At 58.0% G+C, this 15,033-nt stretch carries 15 protein-coding genes and 1 tRNA gene; 5 read left to right on the top strand and 11 right to left on the bottom strand.

The window, feature by feature from the left end; translation table 11 throughout:
- Positions 1 to 24 precede the first annotated feature (24 nt).
- Entirely contained in the window at positions 25 to 657 is a 633-nt protein-coding gene (gene nth / locus KA369_18605; GenBank protein MBP7737995.1) for an endonuclease III, read from the top strand.
- Here the strand turns inward: nth and KA369_18600 are convergent.
- The 7 genes from KA369_18600 to KA369_18570 form a co-directional block, all read right to left on the bottom strand.
- Positions 620 to 1,972 (bottom strand): hypothetical protein, encoded by a 1,353-nt coding sequence (locus KA369_18600; GenBank protein MBP7737994.1) that lies wholly within the window; start codon positions 1,970 to 1,972, stop codon positions 620 to 622. The genes nth and KA369_18600 overlap by 38 nt on opposite strands.
- Positions 1,973 to 1,994: 22 nt before the next feature.
- The gene (gene prmC / locus KA369_18595) at positions 1,995 to 2,828 is read right to left on the bottom strand and encodes a peptide chain release factor N(5)-glutamine methyltransferase (protein MBP7737993.1); all 834 of its coding nucleotides are present in this window, start codon (positions 2,826 to 2,828) and stop codon (positions 1,995 to 1,997) included.
- Between the two features lie 15 nt (positions 2,829 to 2,843).
- Positions 2,844 to 3,914, bottom strand: coding sequence for a peptide chain release factor 1 (gene prfA / locus KA369_18590; protein MBP7737992.1), 1,071 nt, complete (start codon positions 3,912 to 3,914; stop codon positions 2,844 to 2,846).
- Between the two features lie 51 nt (positions 3,915 to 3,965).
- Positions 3,966 to 4,039, bottom strand: a tRNA-Arg gene (locus KA369_18585).
- Between the two features lie 59 nt (positions 4,040 to 4,098).
- Positions 4,099 to 4,749 (bottom strand): Crp/Fnr family transcriptional regulator, encoded by a 651-nt coding sequence (locus tag KA369_18580; protein ID MBP7737991.1) that lies wholly within the window; start codon positions 4,747 to 4,749, stop codon positions 4,099 to 4,101.
- A 4-nt stretch (positions 4,750 to 4,753) separates the two neighbouring features.
- Entirely contained in the window at positions 4,754 to 5,983 is a 1,230-nt protein-coding gene (locus KA369_18575) for a cyclic nucleotide-binding domain-containing protein (GenBank protein ID MBP7737990.1), read from the bottom strand.
- Positions 5,984 to 6,003: 20 nt separating this feature from the next.
- Complete coding sequence (locus tag KA369_18570; protein MBP7737989.1) at positions 6,004 to 7,230, bottom strand: amidohydrolase family protein; 1,227 nt, start codon at positions 7,228 to 7,230, stop codon at positions 6,004 to 6,006.
- Positions 7,231 to 7,658: 428 nt separating this feature from the next.
- Between KA369_18570 and KA369_18565 the strand changes: the two genes are divergently transcribed.
- On the top strand, positions 7,659 to 7,844 hold the full coding sequence (locus tag KA369_18565) for a hypothetical protein (protein MBP7737988.1): 186 nt from the start codon (positions 7,659 to 7,661) through the stop codon (positions 7,842 to 7,844).
- A 57-nt stretch (positions 7,845 to 7,901) separates the two neighbouring features.
- Complete coding sequence (locus KA369_18560; GenBank protein ID MBP7737987.1) at positions 7,902 to 8,456, top strand: hypothetical protein; 555 nt, start codon at positions 7,902 to 7,904, stop codon at positions 8,454 to 8,456.
- 7 nt (positions 8,457 to 8,463) lie between these two features.
- Here the strand turns inward: KA369_18560 and KA369_18555 are convergent, their stop codons facing one another.
- Complete coding sequence (locus KA369_18555; GenBank protein MBP7737986.1) at positions 8,464 to 10,149, bottom strand: helix-turn-helix transcriptional regulator; 1,686 nt, start codon at positions 10,147 to 10,149, stop codon at positions 8,464 to 8,466.
- Positions 10,150 to 10,377: 228 nt separating this feature from the next.
- Here KA369_18555 and KA369_18550 point away from each other — a divergent pair, with 228 nt between their 5' ends.
- Positions 10,378 to 10,881 (top strand): AAA family ATPase, encoded by a 504-nt coding sequence (locus tag KA369_18550; protein MBP7737985.1) that lies wholly within the window; start codon positions 10,378 to 10,380, stop codon positions 10,879 to 10,881.
- 60 nt (positions 10,882 to 10,941) lie between these two features.
- Positions 10,942 to 11,304: a hypothetical protein gene (locus KA369_18545; GenBank protein MBP7737984.1), complete on the top strand. Its 363-nt coding sequence runs from the start codon at positions 10,942 to 10,944 to the stop codon at positions 11,302 to 11,304.
- Between the two features lie 48 nt (positions 11,305 to 11,352).
- Here the strand turns inward: KA369_18545 and KA369_18540 are convergent, their stop codons facing one another.
- From KA369_18540 to dnaK, 3 genes are all read right to left on the bottom strand, one after another.
- The gene (locus KA369_18540) at positions 11,353 to 12,150 is read right to left on the bottom strand and encodes an A/G-specific adenine glycosylase (protein ID MBP7737983.1); all 798 of its coding nucleotides are present in this window, start codon (positions 12,148 to 12,150) and stop codon (positions 11,353 to 11,355) included.
- 192 nt (positions 12,151 to 12,342) lie between these two features.
- Entirely contained in the window at positions 12,343 to 12,696 is a 354-nt protein-coding gene (locus KA369_18535; protein ID MBP7737982.1) for a hypothetical protein, read from the bottom strand.
- A 281-nt stretch (positions 12,697 to 12,977) separates the two neighbouring features.
- Complete coding sequence (gene dnaK / locus KA369_18530) at positions 12,978 to 14,930, bottom strand: molecular chaperone DnaK (GenBank protein MBP7737981.1); 1,953 nt, start codon at positions 14,928 to 14,930, stop codon at positions 12,978 to 12,980.
- Positions 14,931 to 15,033: the final 103 nt, after the last annotated feature.

Genomic DNA, 15,033 nt, shown 5'->3' with positions numbered 1-15,033 from the left:
CCTATCGGAGCGGGCGAGGTGAAAATGACAAAACAATTATCAGACAAAATCCTCAAGGCTCTTATAAAGCATTACCCCGACGTGAAGCCGGACCTGAAATACGGCAACCTGTACCAGCTCACCGTGGCCGTGATCCTCTCGGCCCAGACCACGGACAGACAGGTCAACGCCGTCACGGGAGAGCTTTTCAAAGCCTACCCGGACTTTGCAAGCCTCGCCCGGGCCCGCCTTTCGGACGTGCGCAGGATCGTGCGAAGCACCGGGTTCTACCGGAACAAGGCGAAGAACATCGTCGACATGGCGCAGGGAGTGATCGAAAATTTCAACGGGAGGCTCCCCGGCACACGGGAGGAGCTGGTCACGCTTCCGGGCATAGGCAGGAAATCGGCCAACGTCATCCTCTCCATCGGCTTCGGCGTACAGGCCCTGGCTGTGGACACCCACATCATCCGGATCGCCAACCGCCTCGCCTACGCAGACTCCCGCGATCCCCGCGTGGTGGAGCAGGCCCTCACGGACCTCATCCCGGAGCGGCTCTGGACCCACGCCCATCTCCTTCTTATCCGCCACGGCAGGGCCACCTGCAGGGCGCGGAAGCCCCTCTGCGGAGCGTGCCCCGTCAGCGGGCTTTGCGCGAGTCCCGATAAAACTGCATGAAAGCGGCGATGACCCGCGGGCTGTTGACGCGGTCGTCCAGATCCTTCGCCGGGTCATTGCCCGTCACCTTGGTAAGGGACAGGTACGCCTCCTGTGAAAAAACGGGATTGATGTCCGTGAGGATCGACACCAGGAACGGAATCGCGGAGAGGCTCTTCGATTCCGCGGCGACCCGTATGGTCCAGATCTTGAAATAGCGGTTCCCCTTGCCGTAGCGCTCTACCATGTCCGCGATATTGTCCGCGCAGTACTGCGACGCGTACTGCGTGTAAAAAGCGGAGTTGACAAGGGCCTCGCCGGAATCGACGGAGCGGCGCTCGGCGTAGGAGATCATCTGCTGGTACGGAATGGAGATACCCAGGTACTTGATGTAGAAGGCGATGATGTTGGACACTTCCATCGATCCGGACAGCATGAAGTTTTCCCATTCCGTGGGCGTGATCAATACCGGTCGACGATAAGCCCGTGAATAATAGATATAGTCGTACAAATAGAACGGGTTCGAGGTCTCGGTCACGATGGACTTGAAATTGTCCAGCGGAAAGGAATACCCGAGCCGCATCAGGATCTGGGCGGACCGGGCCTGGGGATATGAAGCGAAGGAGGCGAACCTGTACATCACGGTAAGGGTCGCCACGATCGAGGCATAGAAGAGCAGGCCCATGAGGACGCCCGTTACGATCGCCTTGCGGATCTTCGCCGTATCGACGACGATTTTATCGGTGATAAATTCGTAAATGACCAGAATCAGGCCGATGGTTATCTGGAATATCTTGAGCGCGGACATCACCGCCCCGCTGGGGGTGAAATAGAAGACCAGCTGGTAGATCAGGAAGTAGATCGCCGCGCCGCCGATGAAAAGAAAGAGCGTTATCTTCGGCCGCCGGTTGAACTTCAGGATAAGGAGGAGTATGAGCGAATAGAACACCGTGTTGATGAACCGTCCGTCCATCAGCTCCAGGATCGGGTTCCACGGCCAATTGTCCTTGTCGAGGTAATTGATGAGCGTGTATATCACCGTGGTCGAGTACACGATGACGAAGGGGAACACCCTTGTTTTGGCGAACAGTATCAGGATGCCGAAGCGCCGGTACATATTTTTGTACTCGTCCTTCAGCGGGGCGATATCGATCATGGAAAAGTTGAAGATGAGATAGAAAGAGAACACGTAGAGGTACACGTTCACGATGATGGGAATGACGTCCCACTTGAACTTGAGCACGAAGATCACATTGACGACATAGAGAAGGATCAGTATGTAGATGAAAGTCGTGACTTTCTTGATCTGGTTTGTCAGGATCGGTGTGGCAGCCATACTCTCCCGCCGTGTTCCTTGGTCATTGCTTTTTCATTACCGCTACCCGGGGAAGGCCGGAGTAGTCATTCAGTACGGATACGGCGTAGCCGTTGTCCGTGCCGGTTGTTTTAACGAACTCCTTCATGTCATCTCCGATCTCCATGATGAGGACCCCGTCATCGTCGAGAAAGCCCCCCGACTGGCTGATGACGCGCCCGACGGTTTCCCTGCCGCCGCTGCCGGAAAAGAGCGCCGCCTCCGGCTCGAAGGAAAGGTCTTTCTGCAGCGCGCCGGCGACGGCCCGGTCGACATAGGGCGGGTTCACCGCTATCACCTGGAAGCTCATGCCCTTCAGCGGCTCGAAGAGGTCCCCCCGGTGAAAGACGATCCTGTTTTTCCCGAGGATGCGCGCGGCGTTCCTGCGAGCCACGGCCAGGGCCTTTTCGGACAGGTCGGTGGCGTGCACTGTCAGGTCCGCCCGGCTGTGCTTCACCGCCACCGCGATGGCGCCGGAGCCGGTGCCTATATCAACGACCGCCGCATTGCGGTTGGCATAGTAGATCACCATGTCCACGAGGAGCTCCGTTTCGGGCCGCGGTATCAGGACGTCCCGGTTCACGGCAAACTCCAGGGAATAGAATTCCTTGGCCCCCAGGATGTACGCCATCGGCTCGAACAGGAGCCTCCGGCGCGCGAGGCGGCCGATCCTGGCCTCCTCGGCGCGTTCCAGCTCGCGGTCATCGCCGACGCGGAGACGGTACCGGTCCGTGCCGAGAATGCTGGCCACCAGGAGCTCGGCGTCCAGCACGGGGCTGGGAATTCCGGCCTCCTTCAGCTGTCCCGCGACAGCCGCAACCATCTCGGATACGCGCACGGCTCCACCTCGCAGCTATAAATTGACCTTTTTCAGCTCTTGTTCTATTTCATTTTTTCTGAGGGCTTCGATTACAGGGGCCAGCTCCCCCTCAAGGATCTTTTCCAGGGAATAGAGGGTAAGGCCGATGCGGTGATCGGTCAGCCTCGACTGGGGATAGTTGTAGGTGCGGATCCGCTCGCTGCGGTCCCCCGAACCGACCTGGGACTTGCGCAGGGCAGCTTCGCGCTCAGCACGCTCATGGTTGGCCTTTTCAAGGAGCCGCGCGCGGAGGACCCGGAGGGCCTTGGTCTTGTTCTTGAGCTGCGACTTTTCGTCCTGGCAGGTCACGACCATTCCCGTCGGCAGGTGAGTAATGCGGACCGCGGAATCGGTCGTGTTCACGGACTGGCCGCCGTGCCCCGACGAGCGGTACACGTCGATGCGCAGGTCGTCCGGGCTAATGTCGATCTCATCCTCCTCCGCCTCGGCCATGACCGCCACGGTCACGGCGGACGTGTGGATCCTGCCGCCCGCCTCGGTGGTGGGAACGCGCTGGACCCGGTGCCCCCCCGATTCGAATTTCAGGTGGTCATAGGCCTCCGGGCTCCTGACGGAGAAGATGATCTCCTTGTATCCCCCCAGTCCGGTGTCGCTCACGCTCAGGTATTCGATCTTCCAGCCCTTGATGTCCGCGTAGCGGCTGTACATGCGGAAGAGGTCCGCGGCGAAAAGGGCCGCCTCCTCGCCGCCGGTGCCCGCCCGTATTTCCATGATGACGTCCTTGCCGGAATTGGGATCCTTCGGCAGGAGCATGACCAGGAGCTTCTGGTCCAGCTCCTCGATCTTCCCCTTCAGGTCGGCGACCTCCGCCTGAAGCATATCCTTCATATCGGGGTCCTTCTCCTGGGACAGTAGTGATTCCGATTCGGCGAGTTCCTGCTTGAACTTCTTGTAATCCTCGTAGGCGTTGACGATCGGGGCCAGCTGGGAGCGCTCGCGCGTCAGGGCCTTGAACCTGCCCTGGTCCGCAATGACCTCGGGCTTGCTCATCTCCAGCTCCAGCTCGCGGAACCGTCCGGCTATGCTGTTCAACTTGTCATCCATGTGTCTCTCACAGAAAAAAAACGGCGGTGTCGACCGCTCGTGTATATTGTGCGCTCCCGGGAGGACTCGAACCTCCGGCACATGGTTTAGGAAACCACTGCTCTATCCTCCTGAGCTACGGGAGCACTGTTGATGTGCTAGTTTGGCATAAACTCGTATGGATCGGTAACGAAACGTTGGGGCTTTACTGGTACATGCTCTTGCGTCGCGAAGCAACAAGCCGCTGGAATTCCCTGATCTTCCGAACAACGATCTTGTCACCGAACAATTCAATCTTGTCAGTGCGGCTTAAATGTGTCAATTCTTTTTGCGCGTCGTCCTCGGTAAGGCCGGCCCACCGCGCCACGTCCTGCGCCGTCACCTGCAGGGTGATCTCGTTCTGCAGGTCCAGGTGCGGGTCCTGCTCGGCGAGCATCACCAGAACGTCCATGATCTTGAGCTGCGGCTCCTCCAGCAGCAGGATCATGAGTCGCCGCTTCGCGTCGTAGATCCTCTTGGAGAAAATCACGAGGAGCTTGAACGCCAGCTGGGGGTTCCCCGCCATCAGGGTGTCGAAATTGTCGCGGTGGAACTTGAGGAGCTTCACATGGTCTATGGCGATCGCCGTCGCGGACCGGGGCTGCTCCTCGAGGATCGCCATCTCGCCGAAGACATCGCCGTCGGTGAGCACGCTCAGGTTCTTTTCCCGGTTCTGGATGAACTTCACGATGCGGACATTGCCGGACTGGATGAAATAGAACTCGTTGCCAGGCTCCCATTCGCAGAATATGATCTCGTTCGGAGCGTACTCGACGCCGAATTTCTCGAAAAATCGTTCGTCCAGAGCCATCGCCATATCGCTACTTCCCCTGCAATTCCTTTATCTTGGTCAGCGCGTCGCTGTTGAGCTTGTCCTTCGGCGACATGTTCAGCACCTTGTTGTAATAGGCTATCGCCTTATCCTTCTGGTTCACCGATTCGAAGATCATGCCGATGTGGAATATGGCCGGCTTCAGGTACGGCGACCCGGTGAAATTCCGCAGTATCTTCGACATGAGGTCCAGCGCCTCCTTCGGCTTCCCCATTTCCATGTAGCATCGACCGGCATCGAAATGGGCCTTTTCGAAAATTTTCTTCTCATCGGGGCTTGCCGTTCTGTTCAGGCTGATGATTTTCTGGTACAGATCCAGGGCCGTTGTGAAGTTTCCCTTTCCAAAGGAGGCGTCCGCGGCATCGTTCAGGTCGCGGGGCGAATTGCTCGACGCCGCATCATCAAGGCCGAGATCGTCAAGGCCCGCCGACTTGGTATCCGAGAAAAAATCGTCCATTTCGTCGGAAAGCGCCGTGCCGCCCCCCGGTGATCCCTTCGCCGGCGCTTCCTCGTCGTGGCCCGCGTCGTCGAAATCGACCATGTCCTTCGACTTGTCAGGCTCGTCGAAGGAGAAATCATCCGCGCCGCCGGCCGCCGGCGGCGGTTTCGGAGCAGCGGGCGCCGGTCCCATGTCATGGCCGCCGATATCGGCCGGCGCCGGCTCGCCGGCGTCGATGCCCCTGATCCGCTTCATGGCCAGGGCCGCCTTTTCTCCGTCGGGATAGTATTCCATGTACCGCTTGTACGCGTACTGGGCGTGCTTGACGCTGCCGGCCTTGTAATAATATTCGCCTATCTTGAAGAGCTCCGCGTCGGGGTTAACCATCTCGGTCTCGCCCAGGACAGAACGCTCCATCTTGACGATGCGCCGGAGCTGGTTGCTGAACACCCTGAGCATCTTTTTCACCACGCTGGCGTTTTTCAGGACGAGGCGCTCGAAATCGGCCGGCGTCAGGACCAGCACCGTGGTGTTCCCCATGGTCTGGGCCGTGTCCTCCCGGGGATACTTGCCCAGCGCCGATTTGACGCCGAAGAACTCTCCCTGGCGGACCTCCTCCTTGTATTCCTCGCCGGTATCAAGCTTGATCGTCGTGAGGAACACCTTGCCGGACTTCAGTATGTAGATATATTCGCTCTTGTCTCCCTCGAAATATATGATCGAGCCAGACTTGTAAGCCCGTGTTATGATTCCCGATGGCCCTCCGGCGCCGTTAGACATGCGAGACCCCCGTAAACGTACTATAGATCAAATTCGATCGGCAGGAACGGAAATTCCTTTCTGAATCCCACGGCCCTGCTTATTCTCCGCAGCAGCCCGACGGGATCGCCGGTGATGATTTTATCAACGCCGTCCAGCACGACCCTCTGGTATTTGACTCCCAGGCTGTCGAAGACACCGGCGTGATCGGCGTCGCCGTACACGGGCGTGCCGTCGATAACGACCAGCATGACGTCGCGCAGGTGGCTATGGACCACCGATCCGGCCGGCGAGCCCCCCCGGTCCCTGAAGAGGCACAGGTCCGCGGTATAGCCCTCCTCGATGCGCCCCAGGTCCTTCCGGTGGAAGGCCCTGGCGGGGTTGACCGTGACCATCTTGAGGATGGTCTCGTCGGGCAGCTCCTCGTCATAAAAGCGCTGATATATCATCTTGTCGTATTTCATTTCATAGAGCAGTGTCTCGCCCCCCGTGGCGGAGGAGTCGGTGCCGATGCAGAGGTTGATCCCCTTCTTGAGGAACTTCCTCGCGTCCATTGTCTTGTTGTACATGAACATGTTGGAGTCGCCGCACCAGACGCAGGAGGCGCCCCGCTCCTTGACCAGGTCAAGGTCAGCGTCGGAAAAGGCGATGCAGTGGATGAACACCGAGTGCTCCCCGAGGCCGCCCAGGCGGTTGATGACCGACAGGTCCTGCTTCGTTTCATCGTCAAAACCCTCGGCGATGTGCGTCACATAGGGAATATTCTCCTTTTCCGCCTTCTTGTATTCGATGCCGATGCCTTCGCCCCACGCGAGGGCGAAGGAAGCCACCGAGTGGGAAAGGGCGAATTTCTTGACGGCCCGCGTGGGCAGCAGGTCGTAGAACTGGTCTCCCACGAAATGGGGCATGTGGTCGGACACCAGGGTCACGCCGGAAACAAGGTTCCGGTACGCGCCGAGGAGATAGAGGTCGCGATTCTCGATCTGGCACCGCTCCTCGTAGACCGGGGAGCTTTTAAGGTCGTTGTCCCAGGGGAGCCAGTTGATATAGGGTCCGTTGCCGATTTTAGGATAGTAGGTCCCCAGCAGGTGGTCGTGGGCATTGATGAGTCCCGGAACGATGACGCATTTGGAGGCGTCCAGGGTTATGGATGCGCTGCCGCCGGTTGAAACCGAGGCAAACTTGCCGTTGTTGATGACAATGGAGCCTTTTTTAATGGTCTTATCAGGAGTAACTATCGTACCGCCAGTAATTGCCCACTTATTCATTCCAAGAACCTTGCATAATATATTTTGCGGTTATTATAATTTCGACTTCCGGCAATAAAATAATTAGTCCCCGGCAGATTTTTATCACTGGATGGCCCGGAAGGCCTTTTTATTGGATTATGACTCTCTGGCTCAGAAACTAATGATAAAGTAAATTATTACTATAAACTGGTAGCGTCAAGTAAAATACCATTAATTACAAATCCCTGATTTGTATACAAAAAAATGGATCTCTCTGATGAATTATGGGGCATAACAGGCCTATATTTTAATTGACGCACTACGGCTCTGTTTGAAAATGGATGAGCGGTTTCCGGGTTCCCTCCCGGGAAACCATGGGGCCGGACCGGACTCCCCTTGATCCCGCTCCCGGCAGATACAGGGGCGACGCTGCGGCCCGGCATGAACTCAGACGGGGGATGGCCCATATGGAAATACGAATGTATCATGTTGATACGATGGAATATTCAGGTTCCATCGACGTCAAGGACGGATCCTGGCAATACCGGGACGTAACAAACGATCATATGATCAAGGTCACCAGCGGAATGCCCTTCAAGGCCGTACTGGCCTGTCTAATCAATTTCGATCTGGTCTATGACATAATCGAATGATGCGGCGCCGCGGGCTTCCCCGCTCGATGAACCTGATATCCAAGCAAGGAGTGTCCCATGGAAGCAAACACGTCAGAGCAGTATGATGTTCCCCTCTCGCGCATACCCCTCTTCCTCCTGTTCCTCATAGGCTTGCTTTTCCTGGTGGTCGGCCTTGACCTGGGATTGTTCCATGTCATCTTTCCCTATTTCTCCATTGACCCGGAAAAGAAGCTGATCTTCTACGCCTTTTTGCTATTTGCCGTCGGCTGCGGCGGCGCCATTGTGGCGCAGATGCTCCTCTACCTTGCGAAACCGCCGGTGATGTTCCGTGTCTCCACAGACGGGATCTCCTTCGGCACCGGTTTCCGCTACACCCTCTTTACGATACCGTGGAAATACGTTGATAGCGTCTCCTTCGGCGTTGAACCGACGAAGCTCATTGCCAACAAGCAGATCATGGCGGGGCTGCAGATCGCCATTGCCAATTCACCGGACATCCCTTCGAGCAAACCTACCTCCATCGGCGTCCTGTACGTCTTCAACTGCCTGACCCTGAGCTGGATCTACATGGGCCGGCCCACCGGCGAGGTGCGTGACAGGATCATCGAGATGAAGAAGAAACACGGATGAGGGCCGGTCACTGCCTGTGCTGCCTGCGGTATTTCTCGGGCGTGGCGCCCATGAACTTGGGGAATATCCTGTTGAAGGTGCGCAGGCTCTCAAAGCCGACCGAAAAGGCGATGTCGATGATATTATCATCGGTTTCAACGAGCTTTTTCGCGGCATCCCTGACGCGCAGCTCATAAATGTAATCGCCCAGCTTCTGGTTCGTGTAAGTCTTGAAGAGCTTGCCCAGGTTGTCCGGATGGACCTCCACCGACGCGGCCAGGCCCTCCCGCGACAGGTCCGAGGTGTAATTATCCTCGATGTACTCCTTCACCTTCTTTATCTTCTCCTCGGTCCGCGACGTGATGCTCAGGGAGGGCGTTTTCTTCTGGGCCTCCGTTTGCGACAGCCGGTCATTGAGCAGGGCCTTCTCGATGAGAAAGCTCTCCAGGCTTGTGTTCAGGTCCTCTATTTCATCCATCAGGCCTATCTGCCGCGACACCAGCACCAGGGTCGTGCCGGTGTACAGCAGCGCCGCTCCGTAGGGGAAGAGCATGTACTGGAAGAGGAAGCCGCAGTGAGCCTCATAGCCGGTGAACTTGAAGAGGTAAATGAACCCGTCATGAATGGCGGTGATGACCACGGCGCTCCCGAAAAAACCGAAGAGCTTCGCGTAGGGGCTCTTCTTGTAAAGCGCGGAGACATGGCACGAAAAATTGTAAAAACCGATGCCGACGGTCACGGAGATCATGAGGATGCCGTTGCTTCGCAGGGTGCCGGCGTCCGTAAACAGGGCCGCCATGGCCAGCACGACGGCCAGGTAGAGCCAGAGCGCCCTTTCTATTTTCTTCCTTCGCATATCGTAAATGCGGTGCAGGAAGATCGGATGCACCACGTTGAGGGCCGCCCACCCGATGCCGAGCATCTTAAAGCGCAGCAGCACGGTTCCGTAGGTGTTCCAGTAATTGCACAGCTCCAGGATAACGACGAGGCCGCACAGGAGTTGGAGGCAGTAGTAGAGGTATTCCTCCGACGACCGCCGCCTGATAAAAAAGAAAAAGAAGACCAGGAATATGGGCACACCCGCGGCGATGATGATGTAATTCATGGTGACCAGGAAAAAATTCCCGTAATTCCGCCCGGCCTGGAACTCTTCCATGCCGTCGAGGGCCAGGAGGCCCAGGACCTCGCTGAACAGATAATAGCGGATCCTCACCGCGATGACATTGGCCGCGCCGAAGCGGATGGCGGATTTCGGCACCGTATAAAAGCGAGGGTGGTTCCACATCGAAAGCTCCCGGGGCGGGAACCTCCCCGTGGAGCCGATCTTTTCCCCGTTGAAATAGGCCTCGTCGGCGTTGCCGATCCTGCCGAGGACCAGGCCCATGTCATCCCGGGGGGTCTTCGCGTCTATGGCGATGGTCTTCCTGAGCCAGAGGGTCCCTTCAATGGAACCGGTCCTATCCAGGGCGTAGCGCATCATGCTTCCCGGCAGGCGCACCGTGTCCCATGAAGAATCGTTGTATTCAGGGGCCGCAAAGGCCATGGTGTCGCCGAGGCTGATCCTCCATGGCCCCTCGACCGAAAGCCGCTGCCCCGGGCGGACGGTATCCGGGTCGGAGCGATCCGGCCCGGGCCGACAGGCGCCGCCGAGCATAAGCGCGGCGCCCATCAGCAGTGCCGCGACGATAAAATAGCGTGGTGCATTTCTGTTCATAATGTAAAACACGGTGCCGGCGACCCTGCGCCGGATTGAGCCTTTATTGAAGCTGAATGATAGGGGGCCCGAAAAATTAGTCAATCATAAACTGCCATGTTCCGCCATTGAGCAGAGGCTGTTATTCCCGCCGGTTTTGAAATCCATAATGAGCAATCATTGTGGCTCCCCCTGTTTTTTATTGACAACGGCAACTCCTTATCCTATACTATAAAAAAGGAGTCAGCCATGGATATTTCTAAAATGGAAAATCTCGATATAGTTTTGTTATGCGGCCTCTACGGTTCGGGAAAGATGGAGTTCGCGCAAAAGTATTTCCAGGGCATGGGCCGGAGCCGCATAAGCCGCTCCGAGATCCGCAGAAACGTCTATGAAATGACCAATTTCGGGGAGCAGTGGACCCCCGACCGGTTTTCCGAGGAAAACGACGCCCTGGTCAAGCATATTGAGCGGAAGATCGTAGAGCACCTGGCCCACCAGAAAAAGAAGATCCTCCTCATCAATACCTTTATCACCAGGCGGTCCCGCCAGGCCATCCTGGACCTGGCGCGACAGACCAAAAAAACCATCGGCGCCGTATTTCTTAACAGGACCCTGGAACAGTGCCTGGATCGCAACAGCAAGTCCGCCCTTGCAGTGCCGCAGGAGGTCATCTACAAGCTCAATAGCAGGATCGAGCTCCCGGAAAAATCCGAGGGTTTCAACGAAGTGATGGTCGTGACGTTTAAGTAAAGAACGGTCGCGCAGCTCTATCGCTTCGGGCCGTCGCATATTCATCAAGGAGTGGATGCTATGAAAAAAATCGTCGCCCTTCTCTGCGCCTGGGCCCTCGTCATTGGCGCCGCTGCGGGCCAGTCAAAAACCCTGAACTTCACCGGCGCCTGGAACACCAACTGGGGCCCCATGAGGATGACCCAGAAAGGATCGCAGGTGATGGGCCATTATACCGGGCAGTTCAAGGGGATCATCGACGGCGCCGTGACCGGGAACAGGCTGGACTTCACCTGGTCCCAGCCCAACGGCGAGCATGGCAAAGGCTACTTCATCCTTTCCGACGACGGGAACTCCATCGACGGCGCCTGGGGCATGAATGATTCCGATTCCGACGGCGGAAGCTGGTCCGGCACGCGGGTGACCCTCGACGAAGGGAAGTGATCCGCCCGCCCCGCGACACCAGAAACCCGCCGTCGGCATCACCTGCAGCTACAGGTAGAGCGCCCTTCCCTTCACTGAAACGAGCTTTTCCTTGACAAGGCCGTCCACGACGTCCGCCACTTCATCTTCCGGGCGCCCCATGATGGCCGACAGCCTTCCGGCCGTGATCCCGGGATGCTCCAGGAGAGCGCGGAGCACCATTCCCCGGAGCTGGCGCCGGGATCCCTCGAAGGGTTTCTGCCTCTGATGGTGGGCGCTCTTCCGGGACGGGTTGGGATGCCGTCGCTTGAGCATGGCGCCGTAATCCATCAGGGCCGAATACCAGTGATGGGGATCCTTCCGGTCCAGGGCCGCTTCAGCCAGGGGAAGGATATCGCCGTCGCTCACCTTCCTCTTTCCGTGAAAGAAAAAATGAATGAACACGGCGCGGATATTCGTTTCTATGAAGACCGTCGGCCTGTTGAAGGCAAAGGCGCAGATGGAGGCCGCCGTGGCCCTGCCGATGCCGGGAAGCTTCGCCAGGGCCGCAGGATCGTCCGGAACGGCACCGCCGTGCCCGGACACCATCGCCGACGCCAGCTCGTGGAGATACCGGGCCCTGCGGTTGTAGCCCATCCCCTGCCACGCCGCCAGGACCCGTGCGAGGGGCGCCGCGGCCAGGGCCTCCACCGTGGGGAATGACCCGACGAACTCCACGAACTTCTCAGACACGCGCGCCACCTGCGTCTGTTGGAGCATGATCTCGGAGACCAGGATATGGTACGGATCATCGGTGCGGCGCCAGGGAAAATCGCGACGGTGCTTCCGGTAATAGCCGTAAATGACGGAGCGGAATTTCCTGATCATGGCCCCATCGGGCTTCGCCGCCACTTTTCGCCCCTTCCCCGGGCCATAGGTCTCACGGAACTCGCGGACTATCGACGCATCATCATAGGTTTCATCGCCATACATGGCGGCACACTATAATGACGATCCCGGGCGATCAATATTTTTTTGATGCCGATGATTCTTTCGCTGATGGATTTTTTCAGGAAACCGCTAGATGAAAAACCTGATGAACCGCGCCACGAAATAGGCGCCGGCGGCGAGAAACATCGGAATGGAAGCGAAGAAGAGGGCCACCTCCATCGGCCTGGCCACCGACGAGTGCAGCACTTTTTTCCCGAAGAAATTATAATGGTAGTGTTCAGGCAGCTTGGCCCTGTTGTAGATCCGGATTAAGATCGAAACCTGCAGCAGGAAGGCCAGGATCATCAGGACGCCGGAGATGAGCCACATGAGGAGGGGCCCCCTGATTTTCCGGATCTGCTCAGGATAGAATATGGCAATGATGATGCAGATACCGGCGGTGACCAGGTTGACGACCGCGGTATTGATGTATTTGCGCAGCAAAGACTCGGTACGGATCCTCACATACCTGATCAAGTAATACAGATGTAAAGCAATGGATAAGCACAGAATCGTTAAAAGAAAAACTATGAGCACTCGGCCCCCCTATGGATATCATGGCCTTATCTCGCAAATGCTCCATCATAGCACAATGAAATATTAAGTCAAACAAAAAAGCGATTATGTTCAATTGGGATATCCCCAAAAAAAACGGGCCCCCATGAAGGCGGGGTCATGCGATCCCGCCTTCAAAGGACCCGCTTCTACCAAAGGTCTCCTATATGTTATCCGGCTTTCCGTTCGTCGTCCACGACCTCGTATTCAGCGTCGTAGACTTTTTCGCCGTTGCCGTGTTGCTGCCGGTCCGCCGGTCCATGGTCAGGCCGCGCTTCCTGGCTGCCGCCATAAGGCTCCTGTGCCCCGGGCTGCGGGCCGCCGGCATTCTGGTAGAGCCTGCTGCCAAACCCCGCCGCGGCCTGCTCAAGGCCGGCCTTTGCCGACCGTATCGCTGAAACGTCATCTCCCTCCATGGCTCTCTTGACCGAGGCGATCTCGCCTTCAATCTTACTGCGCTCGTCCGGCTGGATCTTGTCGCCGTTTTCCTTCAGCATTTTCTCAGCCGCGTAGACAGCGGAATCCGCTTCGTTCCGGGCGTCGATGAGGTCCTTGACCTTACGGTCTTCCTCGGAGTGGGATTCGGCTTCCTTAACCATGTTCTTAATCTCCGCGTCGCTGAGGCCGCCGGAGGACTCGATGCGTATCCGCTGCTCCTTCCCGGTCCCCAGGTCCTTGGCGGACACGTGGACGATACCGTTGGCGTCGATGTCGAACTCGACCTCGATCTTGGGTACGCCGCGCGGCGCCGGGGCTATGCCCACGAGCTCGAACCTTCCCAGGGTCCTGTTGTGGGCCGCCAGCTCCCGCTCGCCCTGAAGCACGTGGACCGATACCGCCGGCTGGCTGTCCTCGGCCGTGGTGAAGACCTGGCTCTTCCTCGTCGGGATCGTGGTGTTCCGCTCGATCAGCCTGGTCATGACGCCGCCCAGGGTCTCGATCCCCAGGGAAAGCGGGGTCACGTCAAGGAGGAGAACGTCATGGACGTCTCCGGCCAGGACGCCTCCCTGGATCGCCGCGCCGACCGCCACGACCTCGTCAGGATTCACGCTCCGGTTCGGCTCGCGGCCGAAGATCTTCTTCACCAGATCCTGCACCGCCGGTATCCGGGTGGAGCCGCCCACCAGGAGCACCTCGTCGATGTCGCCGGCGGTTAGGCCCGCGTCCTCGAGGGCCTGCACGCAGGGCTGCCTGGTCGACTCGATCAGGTCGCCGATCAACTGCTCGAGCTTCGCCCTGGTCAGGGTGAGGATCATGTGCCTCGGGCCGCTCTTGTCGGCCGTGAGGAACGGCACGTTGATCTCGGTCTGGGATTTGCTCGACAGCTCGATCTTCGCCTTCTCGGCCGCTTCCTTGAGGCGCTGGAGCGCCATGGTGTCGCCGGATACATCGATGCCGGACTGGTTCCTGAACTCCTGGATCAGCCACTGGATGACGCGCTGGTCGAAATCGTCGCCCCCCAGGTGGGTGTTCCCGTTGGTGGACTTCACCTCGAAAACGCCGTCCCCCAGCTCCAGGATGGATATGTCAAAGGTGCCGCCGCCCAGGTCGTAGACGGCGACCTTCTCGTTCTTCTTTCCCTTCTTGTCAATGCCGTAGGCCAGTGCGGCCGCGGTGGGCTCGTTTATGATCCGCTCCACCTCGAGGCCGGCGATGCGTCCCGCATCCTTGGTGGCCTGGCGCTGCTCGTCGTTGAAGTACGCCGGCACGGTAATGACCGCCTTCGTCACCTTTTCGCCGAGGTAATCCTCCGCGGTCTGCTTCATCTTCTGCAAAACGCGCGCCGATATCTCCTGGGGCGTGAAATTGCCGGCTTCTGTGCCGACCTTGACGGTGCCCCGGTCATCGACCACCCGGTAGGGTACCATCGCAATCTCGTCCTTCAGCTCGTTGAAGCGGCGGCCCATGAACCGCTTGATCGACCGGACCGTGTTGGCCGGGTTGGTGATGATCTGGTTCTTGGCCACCTGGCCCACCAGGCGCTCACCCTTTTCATTGAACGCTACGATGGAGGGCGTGGTGCGCTGTCCCTCGCTGTTCTGGATGACCACCGGGTCGCCGCCGGACATGACGGCCACGCACGAGTTGGTGGTTCCCAAATCTATTCCTATTATTTTGCTCATATGCTTCCTCCTTTTTTCCTAGCAGGAGGCCCGGCCTCTTTCCTGGGGCCGGGCCTCTTCCCATTGCTTTTTAATCCTGTACACGTATTTCACGGGGGGCCTT

This window comes from Spirochaetota bacterium (assembly GCA_017999915.1).
In the GTDB taxonomy this organism is placed as follows: Bacteria; Spirochaetota; UBA4802; order UBA4802; family UBA5550; genus RBG-16-49-21.
Note: the sequence above shows the minus strand (reverse complement) of the source record. Positions and strands in the feature narration are given on the sequence as shown.